The 21,132-nt window shown below is 51.9% G+C and carries 22 protein-coding genes and 1 pseudogene; 14 read left to right on the forward strand and 9 right to left on the reverse strand.

Translation table 11 applies throughout. From position 1 onward, the window contains the following. Position 1: 1 nt before the first annotated feature. A complete protein-coding gene (locus AAGR08_RS13380; RefSeq protein WP_176519121.1) occupies positions 2–961 on the reverse strand; it encodes a nitrate ABC transporter substrate-binding protein in 960 nt (319 codons plus the stop codon). Between the two features lie 137 nt (positions 962–1,098). Here AAGR08_RS13380 and AAGR08_RS13385 point away from each other — a divergent pair, with 137 nt between their 5' ends. After that, on the forward strand, positions 1,099–2,454 hold the full coding sequence (locus AAGR08_RS13385; RefSeq protein WP_097094604.1) for an aminotransferase class I/II-fold pyridoxal phosphate-dependent enzyme: 1,356 nt from the start codon (positions 1,099–1,101) through the stop codon (positions 2,452–2,454). Here AAGR08_RS13385 and AAGR08_RS13390 read toward each other — a convergent pair. The 3 genes from AAGR08_RS13390 to pagP form a co-directional block, all read right to left on the reverse strand. Continuing rightward, on the reverse strand, positions 2,438–2,863 hold the full coding sequence (locus AAGR08_RS13390) for a GNAT family N-acetyltransferase (RefSeq protein ID WP_097094605.1): 426 nt from the start codon (positions 2,861–2,863) through the stop codon (positions 2,438–2,440). The genes AAGR08_RS13385 and AAGR08_RS13390 overlap by 17 nt on opposite strands. 345 nt (positions 2,864–3,208) lie before the next feature. After that, positions 3,209–3,418: a transcription antiterminator/RNA stability regulator CspE gene (gene cspE, locus AAGR08_RS13395; RefSeq protein ID WP_007890714.1), complete on the reverse strand. Its 210-nt coding sequence runs from the start codon at positions 3,416–3,418 to the stop codon at positions 3,209–3,211. 150 nt (positions 3,419–3,568) lie between these two features. Beyond that, on the reverse strand, positions 3,569–4,117 hold the full coding sequence (gene pagP, locus AAGR08_RS13400; protein ID WP_176519192.1) for a lipid IV(A) palmitoyltransferase PagP: 549 nt from the start codon (positions 4,115–4,117) through the stop codon (positions 3,569–3,571). 423 nt (positions 4,118–4,540) lie between these two features. Here pagP and AAGR08_RS13405 point away from each other — a divergent pair, with 423 nt between their 5' ends. The 3 genes from AAGR08_RS13405 (at position 4,541) to AAGR08_RS13415 (ending at position 6,535) form a co-directional block, all read left to right on the forward strand. Further along, the gene (locus AAGR08_RS13405; RefSeq protein WP_097094607.1) at positions 4,541–4,726 is read left to right on the forward strand and encodes a hypothetical protein; all 186 of its coding nucleotides are present in this window, start codon (positions 4,541–4,543) and stop codon (positions 4,724–4,726) included. Between the two features lie 375 nt (positions 4,727–5,101). Continuing rightward, positions 5,102–5,347, forward strand: coding sequence for a hypothetical protein (locus AAGR08_RS13410; RefSeq protein ID WP_007890717.1), 246 nt, complete (start codon positions 5,102–5,104; stop codon positions 5,345–5,347). Between the two features lie 105 nt (positions 5,348–5,452). Further along, entirely contained in the window at positions 5,453–6,535 is a 1,083-nt protein-coding gene (locus AAGR08_RS13415) for a malate/lactate/ureidoglycolate dehydrogenase (RefSeq protein ID WP_345827095.1), read from the forward strand. Between the two features lie 39 nt (positions 6,536–6,574). Here AAGR08_RS13415 and gntT read toward each other — a convergent pair whose 3' ends face one another. Continuing rightward, complete coding sequence (gene gntT, locus AAGR08_RS13420; RefSeq protein WP_097094609.1) at positions 6,575–7,891, reverse strand: gluconate transporter; 1,317 nt, start codon at positions 7,889–7,891, stop codon at positions 6,575–6,577. 124 nt (positions 7,892–8,015) lie between these two features. On the opposite strand from gntT, the pseudogene AAGR08_RS13425 reads away from it, so the two are divergent. Then, positions 8,016–9,325 (forward strand): annotated as a pseudogene (locus AAGR08_RS13425) (iron-containing alcohol dehydrogenase). 35 nt (positions 9,326–9,360) lie between these two features. Here the strand turns inward: AAGR08_RS13425 and AAGR08_RS13430 are convergent. Both AAGR08_RS13430 and AAGR08_RS13435 read right to left on the reverse strand, forming a co-directional pair. Then, entirely contained in the window at positions 9,361–10,188 is an 828-nt protein-coding gene (locus AAGR08_RS13430; RefSeq protein ID WP_345827096.1) for a Cof-type HAD-IIB family hydrolase, read from the reverse strand. Between the two features lie 109 nt (positions 10,189–10,297). Beyond that, positions 10,298–10,771 (reverse strand): RcnB family protein, encoded by a 474-nt coding sequence (locus AAGR08_RS13435; protein WP_345827097.1) that lies wholly within the window; start codon positions 10,769–10,771, stop codon positions 10,298–10,300. A gap of 747 nt (positions 10,772–11,518) precedes the next feature. Between AAGR08_RS13435 and AAGR08_RS13440 the strand changes: the two genes are divergently transcribed. Next, the gene (locus tag AAGR08_RS13440) at positions 11,519–12,031 is read left to right on the forward strand and encodes a DUF523 domain-containing protein (protein ID WP_345827098.1); all 513 of its coding nucleotides are present in this window, start codon (positions 11,519–11,521) and stop codon (positions 12,029–12,031) included. On the opposite strand, the gene AAGR08_RS13445 is transcribed toward AAGR08_RS13440, so the two are convergent. Further along, positions 11,983–12,222, reverse strand: coding sequence for a DUF1272 domain-containing protein (locus AAGR08_RS13445; RefSeq protein WP_097097575.1), 240 nt, complete (start codon positions 12,220–12,222; stop codon positions 11,983–11,985). The two genes, AAGR08_RS13440 and AAGR08_RS13445, sit on opposite strands and share 49 nt — an antisense overlap. A 213-nt stretch (positions 12,223–12,435) precedes the next feature. On the opposite strand from AAGR08_RS13445, the gene yhfZ reads away from it, so the two are divergent. From yhfZ to AAGR08_RS13485, 8 genes are all read left to right on the forward strand, one after another. After that, positions 12,436–13,329, forward strand: a complete 894-nt coding sequence (yhfZ, locus tag AAGR08_RS13450; RefSeq protein WP_097094612.1) for a GntR family transcriptional regulator YhfZ — start codon at positions 12,436–12,438, stop codon at positions 13,327–13,329. An 11-nt stretch (positions 13,330–13,340) separates the two neighbouring features. Further along, positions 13,341–13,706 (forward strand): PRD domain-containing protein, encoded by a 366-nt coding sequence (locus AAGR08_RS13455; RefSeq protein ID WP_345827099.1) that lies wholly within the window; start codon positions 13,341–13,343, stop codon positions 13,704–13,706. A gap of 51 nt (positions 13,707–13,757) precedes the next feature. After that, positions 13,758–14,924, forward strand: coding sequence for a YhfX family PLP-dependent enzyme (locus tag AAGR08_RS13460; RefSeq protein WP_345827100.1), 1,167 nt, complete (start codon positions 13,758–13,760; stop codon positions 14,922–14,924). Further along, entirely contained in the window at positions 14,917–16,164 is a 1,248-nt protein-coding gene (locus AAGR08_RS13465) for a phosphopentomutase (protein ID WP_345827101.1), read from the forward strand. The genes AAGR08_RS13460 and AAGR08_RS13465 overlap by 8 nt, the downstream gene beginning before the upstream one ends. Before the next feature lie 18 nt (positions 16,165–16,182). Continuing rightward, a complete protein-coding gene (locus tag AAGR08_RS13470) occupies positions 16,183–16,545 on the forward strand; it encodes a DUF2620 domain-containing protein (protein ID WP_345827102.1) in 363 nt (120 codons plus the stop codon). Between the two features lie 20 nt (positions 16,546–16,565). After that, entirely contained in the window at positions 16,566–17,900 is a 1,335-nt protein-coding gene (locus AAGR08_RS13475) for a YhfT family protein (RefSeq protein WP_320204456.1), read from the forward strand. Positions 17,901–18,029: 129 nt separating this feature from the next. Further along, positions 18,030–19,133 (forward strand): AI-2E family transporter, encoded by a 1,104-nt coding sequence (locus tag AAGR08_RS13480; protein WP_097094617.1) that lies wholly within the window; start codon positions 18,030–18,032, stop codon positions 19,131–19,133. 111 nt (positions 19,134–19,244) lie between these two features. Next, complete coding sequence (locus AAGR08_RS13485; RefSeq protein WP_345827103.1) at positions 19,245–19,925, forward strand: HAD family hydrolase; 681 nt, start codon at positions 19,245–19,247, stop codon at positions 19,923–19,925. A 25-nt stretch (positions 19,926–19,950) separates the two neighbouring features. Here AAGR08_RS13485 and AAGR08_RS13490 read toward each other — a convergent pair whose 3' ends face one another. Beyond that, positions 19,951–20,988 (reverse strand): TerC/Alx family metal homeostasis membrane protein, encoded by a 1,038-nt coding sequence (locus tag AAGR08_RS13490; RefSeq protein WP_097094619.1) that lies wholly within the window; start codon positions 20,986–20,988, stop codon positions 19,951–19,953. Positions 20,989–21,132: the final 144 nt, after the last annotated feature.

Genomic DNA, 21,132 nt, shown 5'->3' on the forward strand with positions numbered 1-21,132 from the left:
ATTATTCTCCTCGTGCCGCCGCCGGAAAGATCGCCTCTGGCGTTAGCAATGTTTTCGTTAGGCTTTGCTGGAATAGCTCATTAGCAAAGTCGGCAATCATCTTTTTGTTAGCGGCAAAGCCGTTTTGATTCCAGTCGGCAGGTAATTCCTGCGCGGTACGTCGCAAATCATCCAGCAGCCACGGCGTGGTATCCGCGTATTTTTCGCGCTTCTTCATCCACATATGGTAGGAGCGATCGATAATCTCGCTCAGTGCCTGGGGCAGCCAGGGATGCGCGTCTGCCAATGCAGGTTTTATTGCCAGGATATGAATGCCTGGCACGTAACCAACACGATTAAAGTAGTCACGCTCAGCAGCGGCGAAATCTAGCTGCAGCTGGCGCAGCCCTGAATCGGCAAGGAAAAAACCTTCCGGCATAAACGGCGTGAATACCGCATCCAGCTCGCCCGTTTTCAGCAGGTCGATCAGTGGACGCTCCCCCGGCGCTGGCTCGATGCGACCCGGACGACCAAAACCGGCCAGGCGATCGACAACAGGATGTTCCGCCGTCAAACGCCCGGCAAACCAGTAGGCATCATCGATCTCAACACCCGCTTCACGCAGTACGGTGCGCGTCCAGGTGTTGCCGGAATCCTGCCATCCCGTCACGCCAATCTTTTTACCCTTCAACTGTGCAGGCGAAGTAAGCGGGCTCTCACGCGTGGTGATGATGCAGCGCTGACGGAAACCGCGCATGAGAAAATGCGGTAGTCCCAGCAATGAGGAGTCGCCTTTCGCGCGGGCCTGGGCAAAGCGGCTGAACGACACTTCACCCGCATCATATTGATCGCTGGTTGCCAGGTTATCAACCAATGTGCCCACGCGATCAATTTCCAGCGAAAACCCTTCTGGCTTGATGTCGCCAAGTGCCAGCGGGGTGAAGTAGTCCCAGTCACGCACCGCCAGTCTAATGGTTACCATAGTTATGCTTTCCCCGTCTGTTTTGCCAGCTTTACAGCTGTGATGGTTTTTGCAGCAAATAGTGCTTGAATTTGAGTCTAAAACGCGAATACTAATCTGAACAATCTATTATTTGTTACTGAACAAAGGATTTTCTTATGACGCAAATTGTGGATTTGGCGTGGCTGAGTCAGCACATCACTGACGCTTCGGTGAAAGGCATTACGCATGCCACATCAACCTTGATTCGCGATGGCGAGATTGCTGTGGGCATGCAAATGCCCGCCGTGCGTGAGCTGGCAGAACGATTGGGGGTGAGTCCGGCCACCGTGTCGGCGGCCTGGGCGCAGCTAAAAAAGCAGAAAGTGCTGGCGGGGAAAGGCCGCAGCGGCGTGTGGGTGAGCGGCAATAGTGTGATGCCGCGCCCTATACGTTTTGAGAAAATTGGCAATTACGGTGAAAATGTTCGGGCATCATTGGCAATGGCTTCGCCCGATCCGTCCCTGCTGCCAGATCTGCGTCAGGCGATGCTGGCAGGCCTTGCCTCCCCTCAGTTGAACAGCTATCAACGTGAGGCGATTTCCCCCCAGTTGCAGACCGCGATTACGCCACGTTGGCCTTATCCCGCTGAAGCCTGGCTGGCAACCGATGGCGGATTTGATGCCATGAATCTGATTGTGCAAACGTTGCTATCACCAGGCGATCGCGTGGTCATTGAAGATCCTACCGCCACACGTCTGTTGGACATTCTCGACAATATCGGTGCGGAAATTCTGCCGCTGCCGTGCGATGAACAAGGACCGATAGCCACCGCTCTCGCTACGCTGCTGCAAAAATCTCCGGCGATGTTTATCTATCAACCCCGTACCCATTCAGCCACCGGACACAGCGTCAGCCAGCGGCGTAGCGCCGAGTTAGCCCGCGTGCTGGCGAACAGCACAACTATCATCGTGGAGGACGATGGTATTGGCGATCTATCGAGATGGCCAGTATGGAGCCTTGGCTTCCACTACCCCGAGCGCGTGCTGCACGTACACTCGTTTTCCAAAGCGTATGGCCCGGATTTGCGTCTGGCGGTGCTGTCTGGTACTTCAGAAATGGTGAAACGTTTACAGGCCTGGCGTAACTTTGGCGTTAGCTGGACCAGCCGTATTCTGCAGGATGCCGTGGCGTGGATGCTCAATGATGAAGATACTCAGCAGCGTGTTCAGCATGCGAGGGCCACCTATGCGCAGCGTCGTCAACAGTTGCTGGCCGCGTTGGCGAAACGAGGACTTCTCCTCGAGGAACGCGATGGATTGAGCGTGTGGATCCCCGTGCAATCTGAACAATACGCGATGATCACGCTGGCAGCACGTGGCATTGCCGTGCTGCCAGGCGAACGCTGTAGTATCAATAGCAGGCAATTCATTCGCGTCAGCGCGGCGCTGCTACCTTTCGCACAACTTGACAGTATCGCCGACGCCATCGTGATTGCCAGCGGCCGTGAACTCAATCTTAGCTCAGAGCTTTAATGTGGTAGCGCGGAGACTCCACATAGCCTTCGCGTGCATAGAACTGATTAGCTTTAAGGCGTGAAGAGTGGCAATGCACTTCCATACGGTCACAGCCGTGCGAACGCGCCAGCTGTTCAGCATGATTCAACAATTGCTGGCCACTGCCCTTACTGCGTTCGCCTTCGGCAATACAGAAATAGCTGATGCGGGCAAAATCGCCGGCCAACGCCAGCTGAGGAATAAAATGAAGTGAAAGAAAACCCAAGACCTGGCTGCCATGTTCAGCGACCAGCAATATTTCGTCTGGATGATGACAAAGCTGCTCCAGACGCTTATCAATAAACCCTTCCGTCGCGCTGTAGCCTAATTCGGTTAGCAACGCACTCAACGCAAAACTGTCTTTTGCCTCTGCCTGACGTATGTTCATCCTGCCTCCTGACATTTCCCTGAGCAGTTATATAGCGTTGCCAGCGAAAAATCTGCAAGTAAGGATTGTTGTAGGGTTGTTACGGGAATTATCTGTGAGATGCGCCGCAGAATCTGCCTTGTCATAGTAACGTCATGTCGGCTTAAGGCTGGCTTAATCTGGGACTGCCATGCTGTGGAAAATCACTCTCTGAGGCAAGAAAATGAAGAATCTGATTCCACATGATTTTAACGAGTTAATGGCGCTCAGCGTCAGTACGCTCGCCGTGGTTGCATGGATGATTCTCTGGTGGCAGGCATAAAAAAAACCCGCCATTAGGCGGGTTTTCAGAATTCGAACTGTTAATTACAGTGCGATAACGTTAGCAGCTGATGGGCCTTTAGCGCCGTCAGTGATTTCGAACTCAACGCGTTGACCTTCAGCCAGAGTTTTGAAACCGTTGCTGTTGATAGCAGAGAAGTGTACGAACACATCTTTGCTGCCATCTTCTGGAGTAATGAAACCGAAGCCTTTCGACTCATTAAACCACTTTACGTTACCTTTGATCTTAGACATCTATATTACCTTTACATGAAAAAAGGACACTAAACTGTGTCGACGTCTAGTACAGCAATTGCGGTGACATTTGTCCAGTGCGATTTGATGAAAAAGTGATAAATATTGATTTTTTGCGTCCTGATCACACTTTCTGCGCATCGCTAACGCTTAAAACTCCACCCTCAACCAGGCAAAGTAAACGTTGCCGTTATTGTGCGTTCCAGGAATATACGTCATCTGGAACGTCGCAGGTCCATATCCGATTGATGCCAAAGGTAAAATAAAGGGAACGGGAATATATTTCCAATTATCCCTCGCCGTCACGCCTACGGTATAACCTGCGCCCAGATGAAAATCTTGATTGTTTAAGGGGCGCCAGGTGGCCTCCCAGCCGTAGCCGGTTATCGGCTCCCATTTGTTAAAAGAGTCTTTAAATGCCATGGCATAGATGCCGTGCCAATTACCCTTTTCATCCCAGCGCGATACACCAGCACCCGCGCCCCAGGGACGTTCATTGTATTTTTTGATGTGTCTGTCGTCGTAAGTCCAACGATTATGCCAGGTGATTGCAGGTAAATAAAAATCGTAATTCTGCGGTTGTGACCATGTTTGGGAAACATTGTCGCTGAAAGTACTCCAGCCAGATTTAACGGCTTGCGATGTGGTTTCTGCTGATGCCGAAAACGAGACCGATGAGGTCAAAATACAACCCAACAGGGCTGCAGAAATTTGCCGATTCACAACGATATTTCCTATGGGTCATTCTAAAACTTCAGCCCCACAGCGATGAGGTTTTCGTCTACATGCAGAACTGAGTTTTTATTTTAATGTGCTGAAAGTGTATTAAAAAAAAGACGCCACTCTCTCCAGGCCTTTTCTTGTTTCTTAAACATTCGAGCGGTTAATTTTGCCTTAAGAAGAAGAAGTGATTTGAAATGGCAGGTAAACGAATGAGTGATGTGGCTTTATGTACAAAAAATGCAAACTCTGAGAAACGGTCACATGGTGCAACCATATTGTATTCAACAAGTTAGAGAGAATTATTCACGCGCAGAATAAATTAATAAAATTTACCATTTGAACTCAGCGCACGAATAAGATAAATCTCGACTTTCCAGGACGGAGAGGGAAGGAACAAAGATGACGATTCGTTGCAGCCGCTGTGGTTGCGCTAAATTCTTTTACACTTCATACCATCGTGAAAAGGTGGATTTGCCAGACCATCATGGGGCCTGTTGTGCACAATGTTATAAGCCGCTGAATCTCGCCGATATCTGTGAATTGGTGATGGACGATCAGAATGCCACTAAAGCCTGTGCCGAATAAAGCATGAAGGCACCCGAAGGTGCCTGTCTATATCAGAAGATAAGTTTAAATACGCCGGTTAAAGTTAATAACCCAACGATGAAGATGATGGCTATGACCCACAGGATTATTTTCATTGTTCGCTCCTTCTTGTATGAAAAATAAGGTATCTGTTATCCAGTATAGATGATGATTCTGGTTTCGCTTCCCGCCTTAAACGTGCCCATGCCTATTAACGCCGCTGCGCTTGTCTGAAAATTAATTTCTGCGAGACAGGTCGCAGCGTTCAATTTTCATCCGCCTTGTTAGTGCATTTACCGCCTATCCACAGTCTAAACTTATAGCGCCTGAAGAGGCCTCAATTGTTATCAATGCCTACGTAACAAGGAGATGATTATGAGCACAATTAATACCAGCATGGGGCGTTATAGCCTTAAGGCAAAGGATTACGGCAACCACATAAGTGGCAGCATTGCCATCAACGACGAAGGTGGTACGCAACTCACCATGCAGGAGTTTGAAGAGCATTATCTTGACGATGTCGTCAACAATGTCATTTACCCTATCACGGGTGGGAACCGTGAAATCACGCGTGCACTGCGCGATCAAATGGTCAAAGCGGGCTTCGAACAGCCGCACTGAGTTTTTGGGCCACAGCTTGTGGCCCTTTACTTAATTTGCTGACTTGCGGTTATCGCCGTTTTCGTCGCAGGATGCGTTATTGACCATGATAAGGAGATTAACCGCGTGAGTACTCAACATCGCATTCCCCCTTCCCACCTGCATCAGTTTGTTCAAGCCATTTGGCTCCATGCTGGCAGCAGCGCGCAAGAAGCTCAATTAGTGGCTGAACACCTGGTTGCCGCAAACCTGGCGGGACATGATTCGCACGGCATCGGCATGATCCCAAGCTATATGAACTCGCTGGCGCAAGGCTTCCTGCAGCTGAACCAACACCCAACTGTCGAAAAAGATGCTGGCGCGGTACTGACGCTTCATGCTAACAACGGGTTTGGTCAGGTTGCTGCATATGAGGCGATGCAGCTTGGCATTGAGCGTGCAGCCAAATTGGGCATCGCAGCAGTGGGACTCCATCATTCGCATCATATTGGTCGCATCGGTCATTGGGCGGAACAGTGCGCCGCAGCGGGTTTTGTCTCTTTCCATTTCGTGAACGTGATGGGCGATCCGATGGTTGCCCCTTATAACGGCAGCGATAGACGTTTTGGCACCAATCCCTTCTGTGCAATTTTCCCGCGCCGTAATACCAAACCCCTGTTGCTCGATTTCGCCACCAGCGGTATCGCCTTCGGTAAGACTCGGGTGGCGTGGAACAAAGAGCAGCAGGTTGCGCCGGGTTATCTGATCGATCATCAGGGCAAACCGACCATGGAACCGGGCGTAATGCACCAGGCACCTTATGGTTCGCTGATGCCGTTTGGCCTGCACAAAGGTTATGCGCTGGCGACGATGTGTGAAATTTTCGGCGGTGCGCTGTCGGGCGGTCGCACCACGCATGATGAGACGCTGGTCACCAGTCACGATGCCATTTTCAACTGCATGACAACCATTATCGTAAACCCGGAGGCGTTTGATGCACCAGCCATGCAAGAAGAGGCTGAATCATTCCTCGATTGGGTGAAACAGTCACCTCAAAGTGGCAATGAAGCCATTCAGGTGCCCGGTGAATGGGAAGAACACAACAGAGTGGCGCGCTATCGCGACGGTATTCCGCTTGATAACAACAGTTGGCAGCAAATCTGTGCAGCGGCGCTGCAAGCGGGTATGCCTCAGGAAGAACTCGCGGCTTTCCGTGCGCTAACGCAGTAAACGGCGCAAGGCTGAGGCGCGCAGCCTCAGCCTGAATGCTTATATAACGCTGGCCAGCAGCAAACATCCCACCAAACCACATACAGAAATGATGGTTTCCAGCGCTGACCATGAGCGGAAGGTTTCGCCGATGGTCAGGTTGAAATACTCTTTGAAGAGCCAGAAGCCCGGATCGTTCACATGCGAGAAAATGACGCTGCCTGAGCCAACGGCAATCACCATCAATTCTGGGCTGGCACCACTGGTAACAATTAGCGGTGCGACAATCCCGCCTGCGGTGATCGCCGCAACGGTGGCCGACCCTAATGCAATGCGCAGCACGGCGGCAATCGACCACGCCATAAAGATCGGCGACAGATTGGTTGCATGCATCATATTAGCGATGTATTTATCCACACCGCTGTCCACCAGCACCTGTTTAAACGCCCCGCCGCCGCCAATAATCAGCAGCATCATGGCGATAATTTTAATGGAATCTGTAATGGTAGCCATCACCTCATCCATGCTGCGTCCACGGTTTAGCCCGAAGGTAAAGATGGCAATCAGTACCGCGATCAATGTAGCCATAATCGGGTCGCCGAAAAACTCCGCATAAGGCAACAGCACGTGACCTTTTGGCAACAGCATTTCCGCCACCGCACGCAATGCCATAAGTACTACGGGCACCAATGCTGTCCAGACGCTGACGCCAAATCCTGGCATCTCTGCCTCGGTAAAAGTTTTCGGATTCCACAATCCTTCCGGGATCGGTTTATCAATTCCTTTCAGGAAACGCGCATAAACCGGACCAGCAAGAATCACGGTAGGAATACCCAGCAGCGTACCGTAGAGCAGCGTTTTACCCATATCTGCGTTAAACAGTGTGGCAATCGCTGTTGGACCCGGATGCGGTGGCAGGAAACCGTGCGTGACGGAGAGTGCCGCCGCCATCGGTACCCCCACGTACAGTAAAGGAACTCGCGCGGAGGCGGCGATGCTGAATACCAGCGGCAACATCAGCACAAAGCCCACTTCATAGAACAATGCAAAGCCCACGGTGAAGCCCGTTAGCACCAGCGCCCACTGAATATGCTTCTGCCCGAATTTGGCAATCAGCGTGGTGGCAATACGTTGCGCCCCGCCGCAATCTGCCAGCAGTTTTCCCAGCATCGCACCAAAGCCCATGATCAACGCCAGACTGCCCAGGGTACCGCCTACCCCGTTTTTAATCGAGATAATAACTTTATTGACCGGCATGCCCTGCATCACGCCCACGGCCAGCGCGACCAGAATCAGCGCAATAAATCCGTTCAGTTTGAAACGGATCATCAGCAGCAGCAGTAACGCTACGCCAATCGCCACATAGAGTAATGGCATAATTTTTCTCCACTTTTGCGCACGGTAATCTACCGGCAGCGGTTTATTTTGGTTATCCCAGAGGATGTTGGATACAGCAGCGTGCGGGATGAATAATCACCACGGCCACGATGTTACGGGTATCATGTTAAGGGTAACATTGTGCACAAAGCACCTGGCGCAGCGGCGGAATTTCTGTTTTGCGAAGGTGATCAACTTTTTGCCTGTGCGTTATCAGAATGTTTGCAGCGGGAGTGTCACGGCTTTTCGTTACACTAGGGTCTTTCGCCATTTAAGAAGGACATGCAGGTGAGTGAGAATCTGATCGCGTTGTACAGTAATCAACAAACCCTGTTTGGTCGCGGCAGTATCGACCAGTTAATTCCCCTGCTGGCAGCCGATACTCAGCCAACGCTGCTGTTTTGCGGTCGCTCTTTCCTCAACGGTCCGGCTTGGGCGCGCCTGGGCGCTGCGCTGAACGATCGGATTATCGGCTATGAGATTGTCAGCCATGAAGCCTCGCCGGATGAGATCGACGCCTGGGTGCGGCGCTGGCGCGGTCACGTTGATCGTGTGGTGGCGATTGGCGGCGGCAGCGTACTGGATGCCGCCAAAGCTTTCAGCGCGATGATGCAACATCCACTCAACACGGCACGCTATCTGGAGAAAGTCGGTGATACCCCGGTGCAAGCCGTAACCTTACCGCTGATCGCCATTCCCACCACCGCGGGCACCGGCAGCGAAGTCACGCAAAATGCCGTCGTCACCGATCAGCAACACATTCAGGTCAAAGCCTCGCTGCGTCATCCGGTATTTGTGCCACAGGTGGCGATTCTCGATCCCGATCTGCTAAAGGGCGCGCCGGATAGCGTGTTGGCAACCTGCGCTATTGATGCCTTTACCCATTTATTTGAAGCTTATCTGTCACGCAAAGGTAATTTATTTACCCAGCAAACCGCGTTAAATGGGCTGCAGCTGTTCTTCAAAGCCTGGCCGGATTTGAATCGTGACGATGAGCGTGGGGATGCGGCACGCGAGGCGATGATGATGGCATCGTGGTTGGGTGGCGTGTGTCTGAGCAGTGCCGGTTTGGGCGTGATCCACGGTATTGCTGGTGAACTGGGAGCGATTAAACCCTTTCATCACGGCGAAGTCTGCGGACGCTTACTCTTCCCATTCCTCGATGTGCTGGCGGAAACCGAACATGCTGAACAGCAGCGTTTGATGGCACAACTCGGCCAGCTGCTGCTGCCAGACGATCCGGCTCCGCCGGCATTAGCGTTGAAAGCCTGGATTCAACAGCACGCGATTGTGCCTTTCTGGCTTGATGGACCAACGCTCTCTGCCAGCGACGTTGAATGGATCGTGACGCGCGCCAACAGCAAAAACGGCTGGATCAGCTACGATGCCCCCACATTAATGGAGATGATCGCCGCAGCCTGGCGCATTATTTAAGTGATAGCGGGCAGCCGATGCTGCCCGTTTAATCATTAGCCGGTAAACGGGGCTTTGCCCGCCAGCATGTGCTCAATCACCTGCAAAACCCCCTCTTCGTTATTGCTGGGCGCTTCGAAGCGTGCCGCGTTTTTCACCTTCTGTGGCGCATTCGCCATCGCAAAGCTAAAGCCCGACTGCTGCAGCATTTCGAGGTCGTTACCGCCATCACCAAACACTAAAATTTCACTGCGTTCGATGCCCCAGCGCTTGCCCAGCAGATCAAGCCCGTGGCCCTTATGGTTGCCGGGCACAATCAAATCCACCGAACCGTGTCCACTTGAGGTCGCGGCGGCTGCGCCATGATGCAGGCGTTCGATGTCCGCCATCAGCGGTTCCACATAATCATCTGACAAATTTAGCGCGAACTTGAACAGCTTATCATCGGCTACTTCATCCAAGCTGCGGATAGGCTTCAGCCGATGGCAGTAGTGACGCATTTTCACCAGCCATGATTCATCGAGACCATCGAAGTAGTACGCACTTTTACGTCCGCACAGGATGTAGCGCAGTTCGGGATAATTGCCGTTGTGCAGCGTATCCAGCACCGCATCAATGTCCTGTCGTGAGAAAGCACCGCAGAACAACTCTTCATCACGATCGATAATCCATGCGCCGTTCTCCGCCACAAAGGCTATTTCACTGGCAATCTCAGGGAAGAAGGATTTGAGTTGGTAATATTGGTTGCCGCTGGCCACGACAAATTTGATACCGCGCCGTTTCATTTCCTGATAGCAGGCGTTAAAACGCGTGCGGTTGAACTGTTTTTTGTCATCTAGGAAGGTGCCGTCTTTGTCCACCGCCACCATTTTTACCACGGTCATCATCACTCCTTAACGTATAGAAAGGAAAAACGGGTCGGATAGAGAATAACCTGGTGAGCGGATAAAGCGGAGAGAAACACGGATGGCCGCGACCATCCGTTTGCAAACGTTAGTTGAAAGCGCCGTTGAGCAAAATGGCAGTGATGATGCCAGTTGCTGCCGCTACCAACACATAATTACCATCGATATATGCCCAATGTTCGCCGCGTGGCGGCTCATAAAGACCGCGATTGCGCCAGTCATCTACGCGATAGTGCGGTCCGCGAAACTCTGGTGGCGCAGGGTAGCCGCGACGGAAGTCATGACCGCCCCAGGCAAAGCGATCGCCGCCATGATGGCCTTCCGGCATGCGATGTTCAGCATAATGATCGTGACGATCGGGGCCCGGGCCGCGATCGTGATGGTCGCCACGATCCGGTCCACGGTTATCGCCACGATCGGGACCGCGTCCGTGATCCTGATGTTGATCGCCGCCGTGTGACTGCCAGCGTTGATCGCTAGGGCCATCCGCCCATGAGGCGCCAGAAAACAGTGTGCTGCATGTAATAAGTGACGCAATAAGAGTTAATGTTGTTTTTTTCATGGTGTTGCCTCCAATAATAACGGCGGTTGCTGTGCCGTTGAGCATTACTATTGATTAAATGGAGGCGGAAAAGCATTTCCAAAATTCTTAAAAAACGAAGACTTACAAGAAATTACGTCAAATTATCACTTTCTTAACGATTGTGTATTCTTTGACATTAATTCATTAAATGAAGTACGCAGGCATGTAATCGTAATAGCCGGTGGAATAAAAAATCCCGACCACAAGGATCGGGAGGATAATTCATTTCCGTAAATGACATAAAAGGGTAAACCCTGCAAACATGAGGGTAAAACTGAAGCACACAACGCCACATCACTAGCATTGCCGATAAATAATATCATTTAAAATTGAAAAACTCTGTTGAAACGTGCTGATTTTCAGAAAAATACGCAAAAACTCATCAAAGGTAAGAAATAACATTTATCGCGAGAGAATCGGCATCAAATAAGGTCTGTGCTCTGACCAGCCCCTCGTGCATGAAGAAAACCAAATTAGACTGCTGGTGCCAGCATAAGATAAAAAACAATAAAATCAACAAAATGAATGTAAGCCATCACTTACCTTCGCTTTCCCCTTTCAAAGTTTAGCGTTATTCATTAATGAACTCAGTATTAATAAGATAGAATCACTCCTAAGAAAGATTAATGCACAACAGTGATTACTATCGCACTTAATATTACGTATGTTGTGCAGTGCTTTAATACGTCAGCGTGATTTTCCACCTTATTTAAGGAGAAAGATCTCATGGAAAGAATATTAGTCAGCGCCTGCCTCATGGGATATGCAGTCCGTTATAATGCCAGTGATAAAGCCTTGATATCAGAAACGCTAGTGCGCTGGCGTGCTGAACAGCGCCTGATCATTCACTGCCCAGAGCTGGCCGCCGGTTTGAACACGCCACGTTTACCCGCCGAAATTCGGGGTGGTAGCGCAGCGCACGTTTTATCCGGAGCGGCGCGCATTGTTGAATCAGATGGTCATGATGTCACCCAACACTATATTTTGGCGGCGTGGTTAGCGCTGCGCACAGCGCAGGAGGCGAACTGTCGTTTTGCTCTGCTTACCGATGGCAGCCCGACTTGCGGTAGTCGACGCATTTATGACGGTAGCTTTAGCGGCCAGCAGCTCGCCGGTCAGGGCGTTGCGGCAGCATTACTGCGCCAGTACGGCATTGAAGTTTTCGCTGAATCACAGCTTGCTGAACTCATTCATCGTGTGGATGATGCGGACAAATGTCGCGTTGTCGATGCAGGATGACGTACCAATGCCGCGGCAGGCCGAATGGGGCGCCGCACCAGTTCACCGCTGCAATTAGGACAGCGCTGCGCCAGCCTCCCTTCCGCACACGTCACGCAGAAGGTGCATTCAAACGAACAGATGCGTGCATCAGATGCATCCGGCGGCAGATCTTTATCGCAGCATTCGCAGTTAGGGCGTAGTTCCAGCATCTTTTTCTCCCGTTCATTTCCAGCCTCTATCTTCACTAGAATCACGCTTGCGTACCAGTCAGCCTACAGACATCAGATAGCCAAATTGGGACATCAGGTGTCCGCTATCGCTACAAAACATTTGTGACCTGTCTCGCACTCCGCTTCTTCCCTGCTTGCTGCTCGAGGTAGAATAAAACATCATTTAAATGTTCACAAAAATGAAGATTAAGCATGAGTAAAGGTTTTATCAAAAAAGAAGGTCTCGCCTTAGTCAGTCTGGCTCGCTATTTATTCAGGCTCAAACCCGGCGACCGTTTGAAAACCATTGATGTGCTGTCCAGTGAACTGGCGCTCTCTGTGGGCGTAGTGCAGAACGCGCTGAAGAGTCTTGAAGCGGCCCAGTGCGTCACGCTGGATCGCCGCGGACGCAACGGCACGGTGCTTAGCAAGATGGATTTTCCTCTGCTGCTTGAGCAGGCCGATATCGGCAACATTTTGTGTGCAATGCCGCTGCCTTATACCCGACTCTACGAAGGGTTAGCCAGCGCCATTAAAACGCAGTTCAGTGGTTACCCGCTCTATTTTGCTCACATGCGTGGTGCTGAAGTGCGTATCGATTGCTTAATCGATGGCGTCTACGACATGGCGGTAGTTTCACATCTGGCAGCGGAAAGTTATTTGCAACAGGGCGACGTCACGGCGGTGCTGAATTTTGGTTCCGGTAGCTACGTGGCCGGTCACCAGCTGCTCTACCGCAAAGGCAGTAAAGCCAGCATTCGCCGCGTCGGCATTGATCCACGCTCGCCGGATCAGCGCCTGCTCACTGAACGCGTCTTTGCAGGACAAGAAATTGAACGCGTTTCGCTGCCTTATAACCTGACGCTGGCAGCGCTACAGCGGGGCGATATTGATGCCGCGATTTGGAATATAACAGACGAAGCGGCAGAAGGATTGGTGCAGGAACCGATTGAGTGTGCCGATGCAATGAAAGCCTCTGAAGCGGTGCTGCTGATTCATAACGAGGCAAAAGTGATTCAACATTTAGTGCAGTCGCTGATTGATATTCCACAGCTGCTGCGTCATCAACAAGATGTCGCGCTTGGCATCAGGGAACCGAGTTATTAGCAGGTATCAACATGGAAACACGTTTACAGATTTTACACGACGCGCAGGTTATCGATAAGGATGTCTATCACGGCATGCTGGCGGTAATTGCGCGACTGGAGCAGCACTGGAATCTGCGTATCCGCCATGCGCAGGGAGAAATGATGATTACGCACATGGCCAACGCCATGATGCGAGCACGCCAGGGCGATATTATCCCGGCGATCGACGCTGAGATTTTAGCGGAGATCACCCGTTCCGACTTTTACGCCAACATCCAGGAAATGCATCACGATTTGCTCAGCCTCTTTGCTTTTACCGTTCCAGAGTATGAGCAAGGCTATCTGCTTGCCAACCTCTATGGACTGGTACTGGCGCAACAAGAAAGCGCAGCGTGATGTTATTTACACCATAAATATTCAAAAAAATGAAAATAAAGGACGTTATTGATGTTCCTTAATGCGCTGGAAAAACAAAATCCAGCCCTGATGGAAGCCGCGCTACGTTTTTGGCAGCGCGGCGAAATCCGCCCCGACAGTTATGTGATTGATGTCGATCAGGTGCTGGAAAACGCCAGATTGTTGCACGCTACCGCTGCATACTATGGTCTTAAACTCTATCTGATGAGCAAGCAGTTTGGACGTAATCCACTGTTGTGCAAGCTGATTTTACAACAGGGCTTTCACGGCATTGTCGCCGTGGATTTCAAGGAGGCCCAGCGACTGTGGCAGCACGGTTTACCGGTAGCCCATGTGGGTCATCTGGTGCAGTTGCCAGAACAGCTGATTGATTATGCCGTGGCACAACGCCCAGAGGTCATCACTGTTTACAGCCTCGAGAAGGCAGAGAGCATTGCCGCCGCCGCACGTCGCCATAATCATATCCAGCCGCTGCTCCTAAAAGTGGTCGATCAGGGTGATGTGGTTTATCCCAATCAGGAAGCCGGTTTTACGCTAGCCGAATTGCCAGCCGTGTTGACGCACCTGCAGGCGATTGAGGGGATCACTATCATCGGCGTTACCCATTTCCCCTGCATGGCATTCTGCGATGCGGCGCAACAAACGCGCCCCACTCCCAATCTGCAAACCTTACTGACCGCCAAAACGCTGCTACAGCAACACGGCATTGCCGTGCAGCATGTCAACGCGCCATCCGCCAGTAGCGTATCGACGTTGCCGCTGCTTGCCGCTCACGGCGTAACGCATGCCGAACCGGGCCATGCGCTTACCGGCACGCTGCCGGCCAATCAGCACGGCGACGGCGCGGAGAAAATCGCCATGCTCTATCTCTCCGAAATCTCGCATAACCACCAGGAGAGCAGCTATTGCTACGGCGGCGGCCACTATCGTCGCAGTCATATGCAGCGCGCTGCGGTATGGCATCAAGGTTGGCAGCACTGCGCAGTGAAAGCGATTGACAGTGACAGCATTGATTACACCTTACCGCTGGCCGGTCATTGGCCAATTGGCAGCGCCGTCGTGATGTGCTTCCGCACCCAGATATTTGTGACACGCAGCGACGTAGCGTTAATCGGGGGAATTAGCCACGGCAACCCCCGGCTGCTCGGCTTGTTCGACAGCCTTGGCAACGCACTGCAAGAGGCGACAAATGAATAAATTTTTGGTGCTGGTTATCGACAGTTTTGGCGTGGGTGCCATGGAAGATGTCGCCAAAGTACGTCCACAAGATATCGGCGCAAATACCTGCGGCCACATTCTGCAAACTTTCCCCGCGCTGCGTCTGCCGGCGCTGGAAAAACTGGGGCTGATTAACGCGCTGCATATGGCTGCGCCTGACTTCAACGATAGCGTTATGTGTGCCAATCCCGCGGCAGCGTTCGGTGTGGCGCAGTTGCAGCATGAAGGCGGCGACACTTTCATGGGTCATCAGGAGATCATGGGCACGCTCCCCTTGCCGCCGGTGCGCATGCCTTTCTCCAGCGTCATCGACAATGTGAAAGCAGCGTTAATCCACGCGGGATATCAGGTTGAGCAGCAGCGCGTCAGCGGCTTATCTCTGCTTTGGGTTAATGATGCTGTCGCGATTGGCGACAACCTCGAAGCTGATTTAGGTCAGGTGTTTAATATTTGCGCAAATCTATCCGCAATATCTTTTAGCGACGTAGAAAGCATTGGCCGCATTGTTCGGGCACACGTCGAAGTGGGTCGCGTTATTGCCTACGGCGGATTGCTGGAGAGCAGCGCGCAGATCCTCGCAGCCATTGAAACTAAGCAAGATACCTACATTGGTATCAACAGCCCGAAGGCGGGGGTTTACCAGCACGGTTTCCAGGTGGTGCATCTCGGTTACGGTGTGGATGCCAGTACCCAAGTGCCACAGCAATTACATCAGCAAGGCATCCCCACCGTGTTGGTGGGCAAGGTGGCGGACATCGTTGAGAACCCGCACGGTCGCAACTATCAGCGTCTGGTCGATTCACAAACCATTCTGGATATCACCGCTGAAGAAATGCAGCGCCCAGAGGCTGCTTTTATCTGCACCAACATTCAGGAAACCGATCTTGCAGGGCACGCCGAGGATGCGGCGCGCTATGCGGAACGGCTGACACTGGTCGACAACGCCCTTACCAGCCTGATCATGCAGATGGATAGCAGCGACTGCCTGGTGGTGATGGCCGACCACGGCAACGATCCCACCGTCGGCCACAGCAAACATACTCGCGAGCAAGTCCCGCTTTTAGTTTATCGCCCAGGCCAGCAGGCTTGCGCGCTCGGTATACGCAGCACCTTGTCTGATGTCGGTGCCACCGTGTGTGAATTTTTCCATGCTCGCGCACCGCAAAACGGCCGCGCGTTTCTGGCGGCGCTTAATGCCACCAGACTTCTATCAGCTTAATCAAACCAGGTGACAACCATGATCAACATTGCCATTGGCGGACAGTTAAACAAAAACGAAATCAAAGAGTGTCTGGAGAAGTTCGGAAAGGACAAGTTCACCGCCCATATCTTCACCGACATGGATGCAGCGATGAAGGTGAAAATCGGTAGCTATGACTACTACCTCGGTGCTTGTCAGAGCGGTGCAGGTGGCGCGTTGGCCATGGCGTATGCGCTGCTTGGCCGCGATAAATGCGCCACCATCGCCAATGCCCTCACACAGCCCAGCGAAGAGAAAGTTGCGCAGCTGCTGGCGAGTGGTACCAAAGCCTTTGGTTTTACCAACGATCGCGCCGAAAACGCCGTGAAAGCGTTCGTTGCGGCACTACTAAACGCATAAAAACAGGGGCCGGCGTCGCGATGACGTCAGTTCCAGCTAAAGCACCACGCAGCTTTTTACAGGGTGACACCATGGAATCCATCAATCTTATAAAAATCCTCCTCTTTGCGATGATGGGAGGCTATGCCACTTTTCTCGCGAATCGCTCAATCGCGGTGTATCACGACGGTCTGCGTCCGATTATGCCGGAGTTTATCAATGGCAATATGAGCCGCAAAGAGTTGGCGGGAATCTCGTTTGCGATCAGCATCGGCTTCATTACCGGTTTCGCCATGCCCATCACGCTGGCCACCGGGGTGATTGTTATCCATATCGTGTTATTAACCGCCGATATCATCGGCGTCTCGTTCAACAACACCAAGCTGGCGGTGCTGCTCGGCACGATTTATGGCGCATTAGTGACCGTAGCGCTGGACGGTATTATCAAAGGCTTTGCCTATTTGCCGGTGAATTTCCTGGACGCGCTAGCGGCGGTGGGCGATCCGATTATCTATGCCTTCGTAGCATTCCCGGCTATTGCCGTTGGTTATCAGTTTGGTAAAAAAGCCGGCCTGATTACCATCATCTTCTCGTTCTTAGGCCGCGTGGTGATTGAACGCATCAATCCGCTGACCGTGGCCGGCAACGAAATATCACTGAGTCCGGAAGGCATTGCGATGCTGGTCGGCATGATCTGCCTGCTTTTCTTTGCCTCTCGTGATAAATCTCGCAGCGAAGAGATTGAGCACAGCATGTTTGATGACAACATCAAACGTATCCGCAAAAACATCTTCTATCTGATGCCGATGGCAGCGCTGATCGCCATCACCGCGCACTATCACTGGCTGGCAGGCGAACCGATTGCCGCCGCACTCGTGGGCAAAGGCAGCATGACTTCGGCAGCGATTGTCGCTATCGTCCAGGCACTTGCCTTTATGCCGTTAATCATTACCACCGCGATGATCAGCGGCGTCTATGGCACCAATGGCTGGTGCGACTGGTTCCTTGGCCTCGGCTATCTGGCGCCTAATCCGCTGGTGGCCGGTATTCTCGGTGCCAGTGCGATGGGCATTGAAGTAAAAAGCCTGAGCCGAATCGGGCGTGCCATGAACCGCTTCCCGGCGTTAAAGATGTCCGGCGATAACATCCGCACGTCTATGACGCAGATTCTGGAGATCGCTCTGCTGGTAGGCGGCGTAAATGCCGGTAATCAGATTTGGGCTGGAACCGGCATGTTTGTGGTGGTCAGTCTCTATATTCTCAATGAAATCAGCGGACGTCCGGTGATGAAGTTAGCGGCAGGCCCGATTGCTGCCATTATCGTCGGTGTGCTGGCCAATATTTTTGCCGTGTTGGGATTGCACATCGTTGCCTGATTGAGCGCTGAAGCGACGTGCTCAGGCACGTCGCTTTGACGTTCAAGCGAACCATCTTTCCTAAAAACATTACATTCCGCGTCAGGCGTTCTATAGTTCAGTCGCCATATCTACTAACGAGACTATGTAATGCGTATTAAAGGACTTAATTTAGGCTTCTTTATCGTAATTTTGGCGATTGTCACTTTCGCCTTTTTTGATGTGCTAACACCCTATTTCTCTGCCATTTTCTGGGCCGCAATTCTGGCGGTCATTTTCCATCCGTTGAAGACACTGTTACGAAACAAAATGGGCGATCGTAATGGTTTAGCCTCGTTCGCGACGCTGCTGATTATCTGCCTGATTGTGTTTACACCGTTGGCGCTAATCACTTCATCGATGGTGGTAGAGGTCAATACGGTTTACACCAAGCTGCAAAATAACTCCGCGCAATTCCCGGCGGTGTTTGCCGATCTGCTGCAGCATCTGCCCTCCTGGGCGCGCAACTATCTCGCCGAAAACAATCTGAACAATGCGCAGGAAATTCAGCAGAAGCTCTCAGGTTTTGCGCTGAAAGGCGGTCAATACATGGCGGGCAGCGTATTCCTTATTGGTAAAGGCACATTTACCTTTACCGTTGGTTTCGGCGTGATGCTTTATCTGCTGTTTTTCCTGCTGAAAGACGGCGCCTGGCTGGTGAATTTAATGCTGGAAGCGCTGCCGCTCTCTACCTACGTGAAACATCACCTGATGATGAAATTCGCGGCAGTATCGCGTGCCACGGTAAAAGGCACGGTGGTCGTTGCGGTCGTGCAAGGGGTGCTTGGCGGCATCGCCTTCTGGATCACCGGCATTGATGGCAGTTTGTTGTGGGGAACCTTGATGGCGTTTCTGTCGCTGATCCCGGCGGTGGGTTCGGCGATTGTTTGGGTACCGGCGACCATCTTCTTTTTCGCCACCAGCGCGATATGGAAAGCGCTGTTCCTGATTGGCTTCTTCGTGGTGGTCGTTGGCCTGGTGGATAACATTCTGCGTCCGCTACTGGTAGGCAAAGACACCAAAATGCCTGACTACCTCATCCTGATCTCCACGCTAGGTGGCATGGAAGTTTACGGCATTAACGGCTTTGTGATTGGTCCGCTGATTGCCGCGCTGTTCATTGCCTGCTGGAATCTGCTTTCCGGTCGCGATAACCGTGAGAATTCCGAAGAGATTGACGAAGAGTTTATCGAAGAGGGAAAAACTCGCGAGTAAGCGTTGAGCGTGGCTACCTTCACCGGTAGCCACGTTGGTGCATGAGAATATCTGTCAGCCATTTGTTATCATCGCTGCATCGAGTACAGCCTGCGACGAAACGAGAAAATTATGTCCATGGATTCCCCCCTGCCGCGTGCAAATCAGATCCTGTCCGTGTTCGATTTTGACGGCACGTTGACCATCCACGATAGCTTCATCCCCTTTCTACGCTTCAGTTTTGGCAAGCGCGTATTTGCACGTAAATTGACGAAACTGATGCTGCCAACCCTGCGCTGTATGCGAAAAAAGCTCACGCGTGACGAATTAAAAGAAGTGTTGATTAAGACATTTTTAACCGGGGTTGAGGAGCAGTGGCTACTCCAGCAGGCACAACGTTTCTGCGAAGCAAACTGGCATAAATTGATGCGCCCAGCTGGATTGCTGGCGGTTGCTGCGGAGGTTAATGCCAGCGCGGAAGTGACCATCTGCTCAGCCTCACCGGCGATGGTGCTCGCCCCTTTCGCAGAACGTTTGGGCATCAATCTTATCGGTACCCAATTAGAGGTCGTTGACGGCATTCTTACCGGAAAGATAACCGGCCATAACTGCCGCTGTGGACAAAAGGTCAAGCGGCTGGAGCATGTTTATGGCCCGCTGCATAACTATCACCTGCGCGCCTGGGGCGACACACGCGGTGATTTTGAATTATTGGCCGCTGCACAAGATCCACACTGGCGCCATTTCCACCCAACGTGGAAAAAACGCCGTATGCCATTGGAAAAACTGCGCATGCTGCGGCTTGATCCTTAGCGACGCAGGCGTCGTCAGAAGAGTTTCAGTGACCTTCTTTTTCCTCGGGTTTAGCCGGGAACATGACGCTAAGCACAATACCCACCGCAAGCACGCCCAGTACGACAAACAGACTGGCGTTGGCAGAGAGACTATAACCGTGATGCCAGAGATGATCGCTGGCGTTGAGCCCCAGTTTCACCGCAATGAAAAACAGCAGCACGATAACGGCTTTTTCAAGATGAACCAGATACTGCTTCAAGGCTTCGAGCACAAAGTAGAGGGTGCGCAAGCCAAGAATGGCGAACATCATGGCGCTGTAGACGATCAGCGGTTCGCGACTTACCGCGATGATGGCAGGAACGGAATCGAAGGCGAACATCACATCAGAGAGCTCAACTACCGCCACACACAGCATTAACGGCGTGGCATACAGTGCCGCTTTCTTCCCGCGTCCAATCACCACGTCGTGGTTTTCTGGCTTTTGCAACTCAGCATCGATTGTTTTTTGATGAAGCAGAAAAGCGTTGCCGTGCATTTTAGGCCAGATGGGAAAGAAGCGCTTAACCAGGCGGTAGGCCAAATGCTGTGAGTAATCCTCGATCTCATCACTGTCGCCGCCGCTTTTTAGCATCATCACCGCCGTCCAGGCAACAATCACTGCAAACACAAGCTCGACGTAGGGGCCAAGGCTTAGCAATCCGGTACCAATCGCAACAAAGATGCCACGAAAAACAATCGCACCAATAACGCCCCAATAGAGCACGCGATGACGATAGCGATCCGGTATGGCGAACCAGGAGAAAATCGCCATCATCACGAACAGATTATCGACCGATAGCACTTTCTCCAGCGCGTAGCCGGTTATAAACAGGCTGGCAACTTCGGCACCGTGATGAAGATAGAGGAAAGCGGCGAAGGTCATGGCGACAATCACCCAAAATACAGACCATAATGCCGCGCTCTTCAGCGTAATGGGCTTGTCGTTACGATGCATGAACAGGTCGATAAAAATAGCCCCAACGGACAGTGCGAGAAAAACAATCACTGTCTCTGGTGGGAATCCAATGTGCGTAGATACCATGAGTAACCCTTAGAAGACCAAAAACTTATCGGCCAAATTCTACAGGATAAAAGCCAAGAGTAATGGCAATTTCACGCAGCGCATTTTGCCGCGTGTGATAGCAAAAATCAGCACTGCGAAAATGATCCGCCGCTCATGATAGCG

The sequence above is a fragment of the Pantoea sp. BRR-3P genome (genome assembly GCF_039621635.1).
Classification (GTDB): domain Bacteria; phylum Pseudomonadota; class Gammaproteobacteria; order Enterobacterales; family Enterobacteriaceae; genus Pantoea; species Pantoea floridensis.

Excerpts from the sequence above, each read along its gene's own strand:
- AAGR08_RS13380 (WP_176519121.1), bottom strand. The coding sequence starts at position 961 with ATGGTAACCATTAGACTGGCGGTGCGTGACTGGGACTACTTCACCCCG.
- AAGR08_RS13385 (WP_097094604.1), top strand. The coding sequence starts at position 1,099 with ATGACGCAAATTGTGGATTTGGCGTGGCTGAGTCAGCACATCACTGAC.
- AAGR08_RS13390 (WP_097094605.1), bottom strand. The coding sequence starts at position 2,863 with ATGAACATACGTCAGGCAGAGGCAAAAGACAGTTTTGCGTTGAGTGCG.
- cspE (WP_007890714.1), bottom strand. The coding sequence starts at position 3,418 with ATGTCTAAGATCAAAGGTAACGTAAAGTGGTTTAATGAGTCGAAAGGC.
- AAGR08_RS13405 (WP_097094607.1), top strand. The coding sequence starts at position 4,541 with ATGACGATTCGTTGCAGCCGCTGTGGTTGCGCTAAATTCTTTTACACT.
- AAGR08_RS13410 (WP_007890717.1), top strand. The coding sequence starts at position 5,102 with ATGAGCACAATTAATACCAGCATGGGGCGTTATAGCCTTAAGGCAAAG.
- gntT (WP_097094609.1), bottom strand. The coding sequence starts at position 7,891 with ATGCCATTACTCTATGTGGCGATTGGCGTAGCGTTACTGCTGCTGCTG.
- AAGR08_RS13430 (WP_345827096.1), bottom strand. The coding sequence starts at position 10,188 with ATGACCGTGGTAAAAATGGTGGCGGTGGACAAAGACGGCACCTTCCTA.
- AAGR08_RS13435 (WP_345827097.1), bottom strand. The coding sequence starts at position 10,771 with ATGAAAAAAACAACATTAACTCTTATTGCGTCACTTATTACATGCAGC.
- AAGR08_RS13440 (WP_345827098.1), top strand. The coding sequence starts at position 11,519 with ATGGAAAGAATATTAGTCAGCGCCTGCCTCATGGGATATGCAGTCCGT.
- AAGR08_RS13445 (WP_097097575.1), bottom strand. The coding sequence starts at position 12,222 with ATGCTGGAACTACGCCCTAACTGCGAATGCTGCGATAAAGATCTGCCG.
- yhfZ (WP_097094612.1), top strand. The coding sequence starts at position 12,436 with ATGAGTAAAGGTTTTATCAAAAAAGAAGGTCTCGCCTTAGTCAGTCTG.
- AAGR08_RS13455 (WP_345827099.1), top strand. The coding sequence starts at position 13,341 with ATGGAAACACGTTTACAGATTTTACACGACGCGCAGGTTATCGATAAG.
- AAGR08_RS13460 (WP_345827100.1), top strand. The coding sequence starts at position 13,758 with ATGTTCCTTAATGCGCTGGAAAAACAAAATCCAGCCCTGATGGAAGCC.
- AAGR08_RS13465 (WP_345827101.1), top strand. The coding sequence starts at position 14,917 with ATGAATAAATTTTTGGTGCTGGTTATCGACAGTTTTGGCGTGGGTGCC.
- AAGR08_RS13470 (WP_345827102.1), top strand. The coding sequence starts at position 16,183 with ATGATCAACATTGCCATTGGCGGACAGTTAAACAAAAACGAAATCAAA.
- AAGR08_RS13475 (WP_320204456.1), top strand. The coding sequence starts at position 16,566 with ATGACGTCAGTTCCAGCTAAAGCACCACGCAGCTTTTTACAGGGTGAC.
- AAGR08_RS13480 (WP_097094617.1), top strand. The coding sequence starts at position 18,030 with ATGCGTATTAAAGGACTTAATTTAGGCTTCTTTATCGTAATTTTGGCG.
- AAGR08_RS13485 (WP_345827103.1), top strand. The coding sequence starts at position 19,245 with ATGTCCATGGATTCCCCCCTGCCGCGTGCAAATCAGATCCTGTCCGTG.
- AAGR08_RS13490 (WP_097094619.1), bottom strand. The coding sequence starts at position 20,988 with ATGGTATCTACGCACATTGGATTCCCACCAGAGACAGTGATTGTTTTT.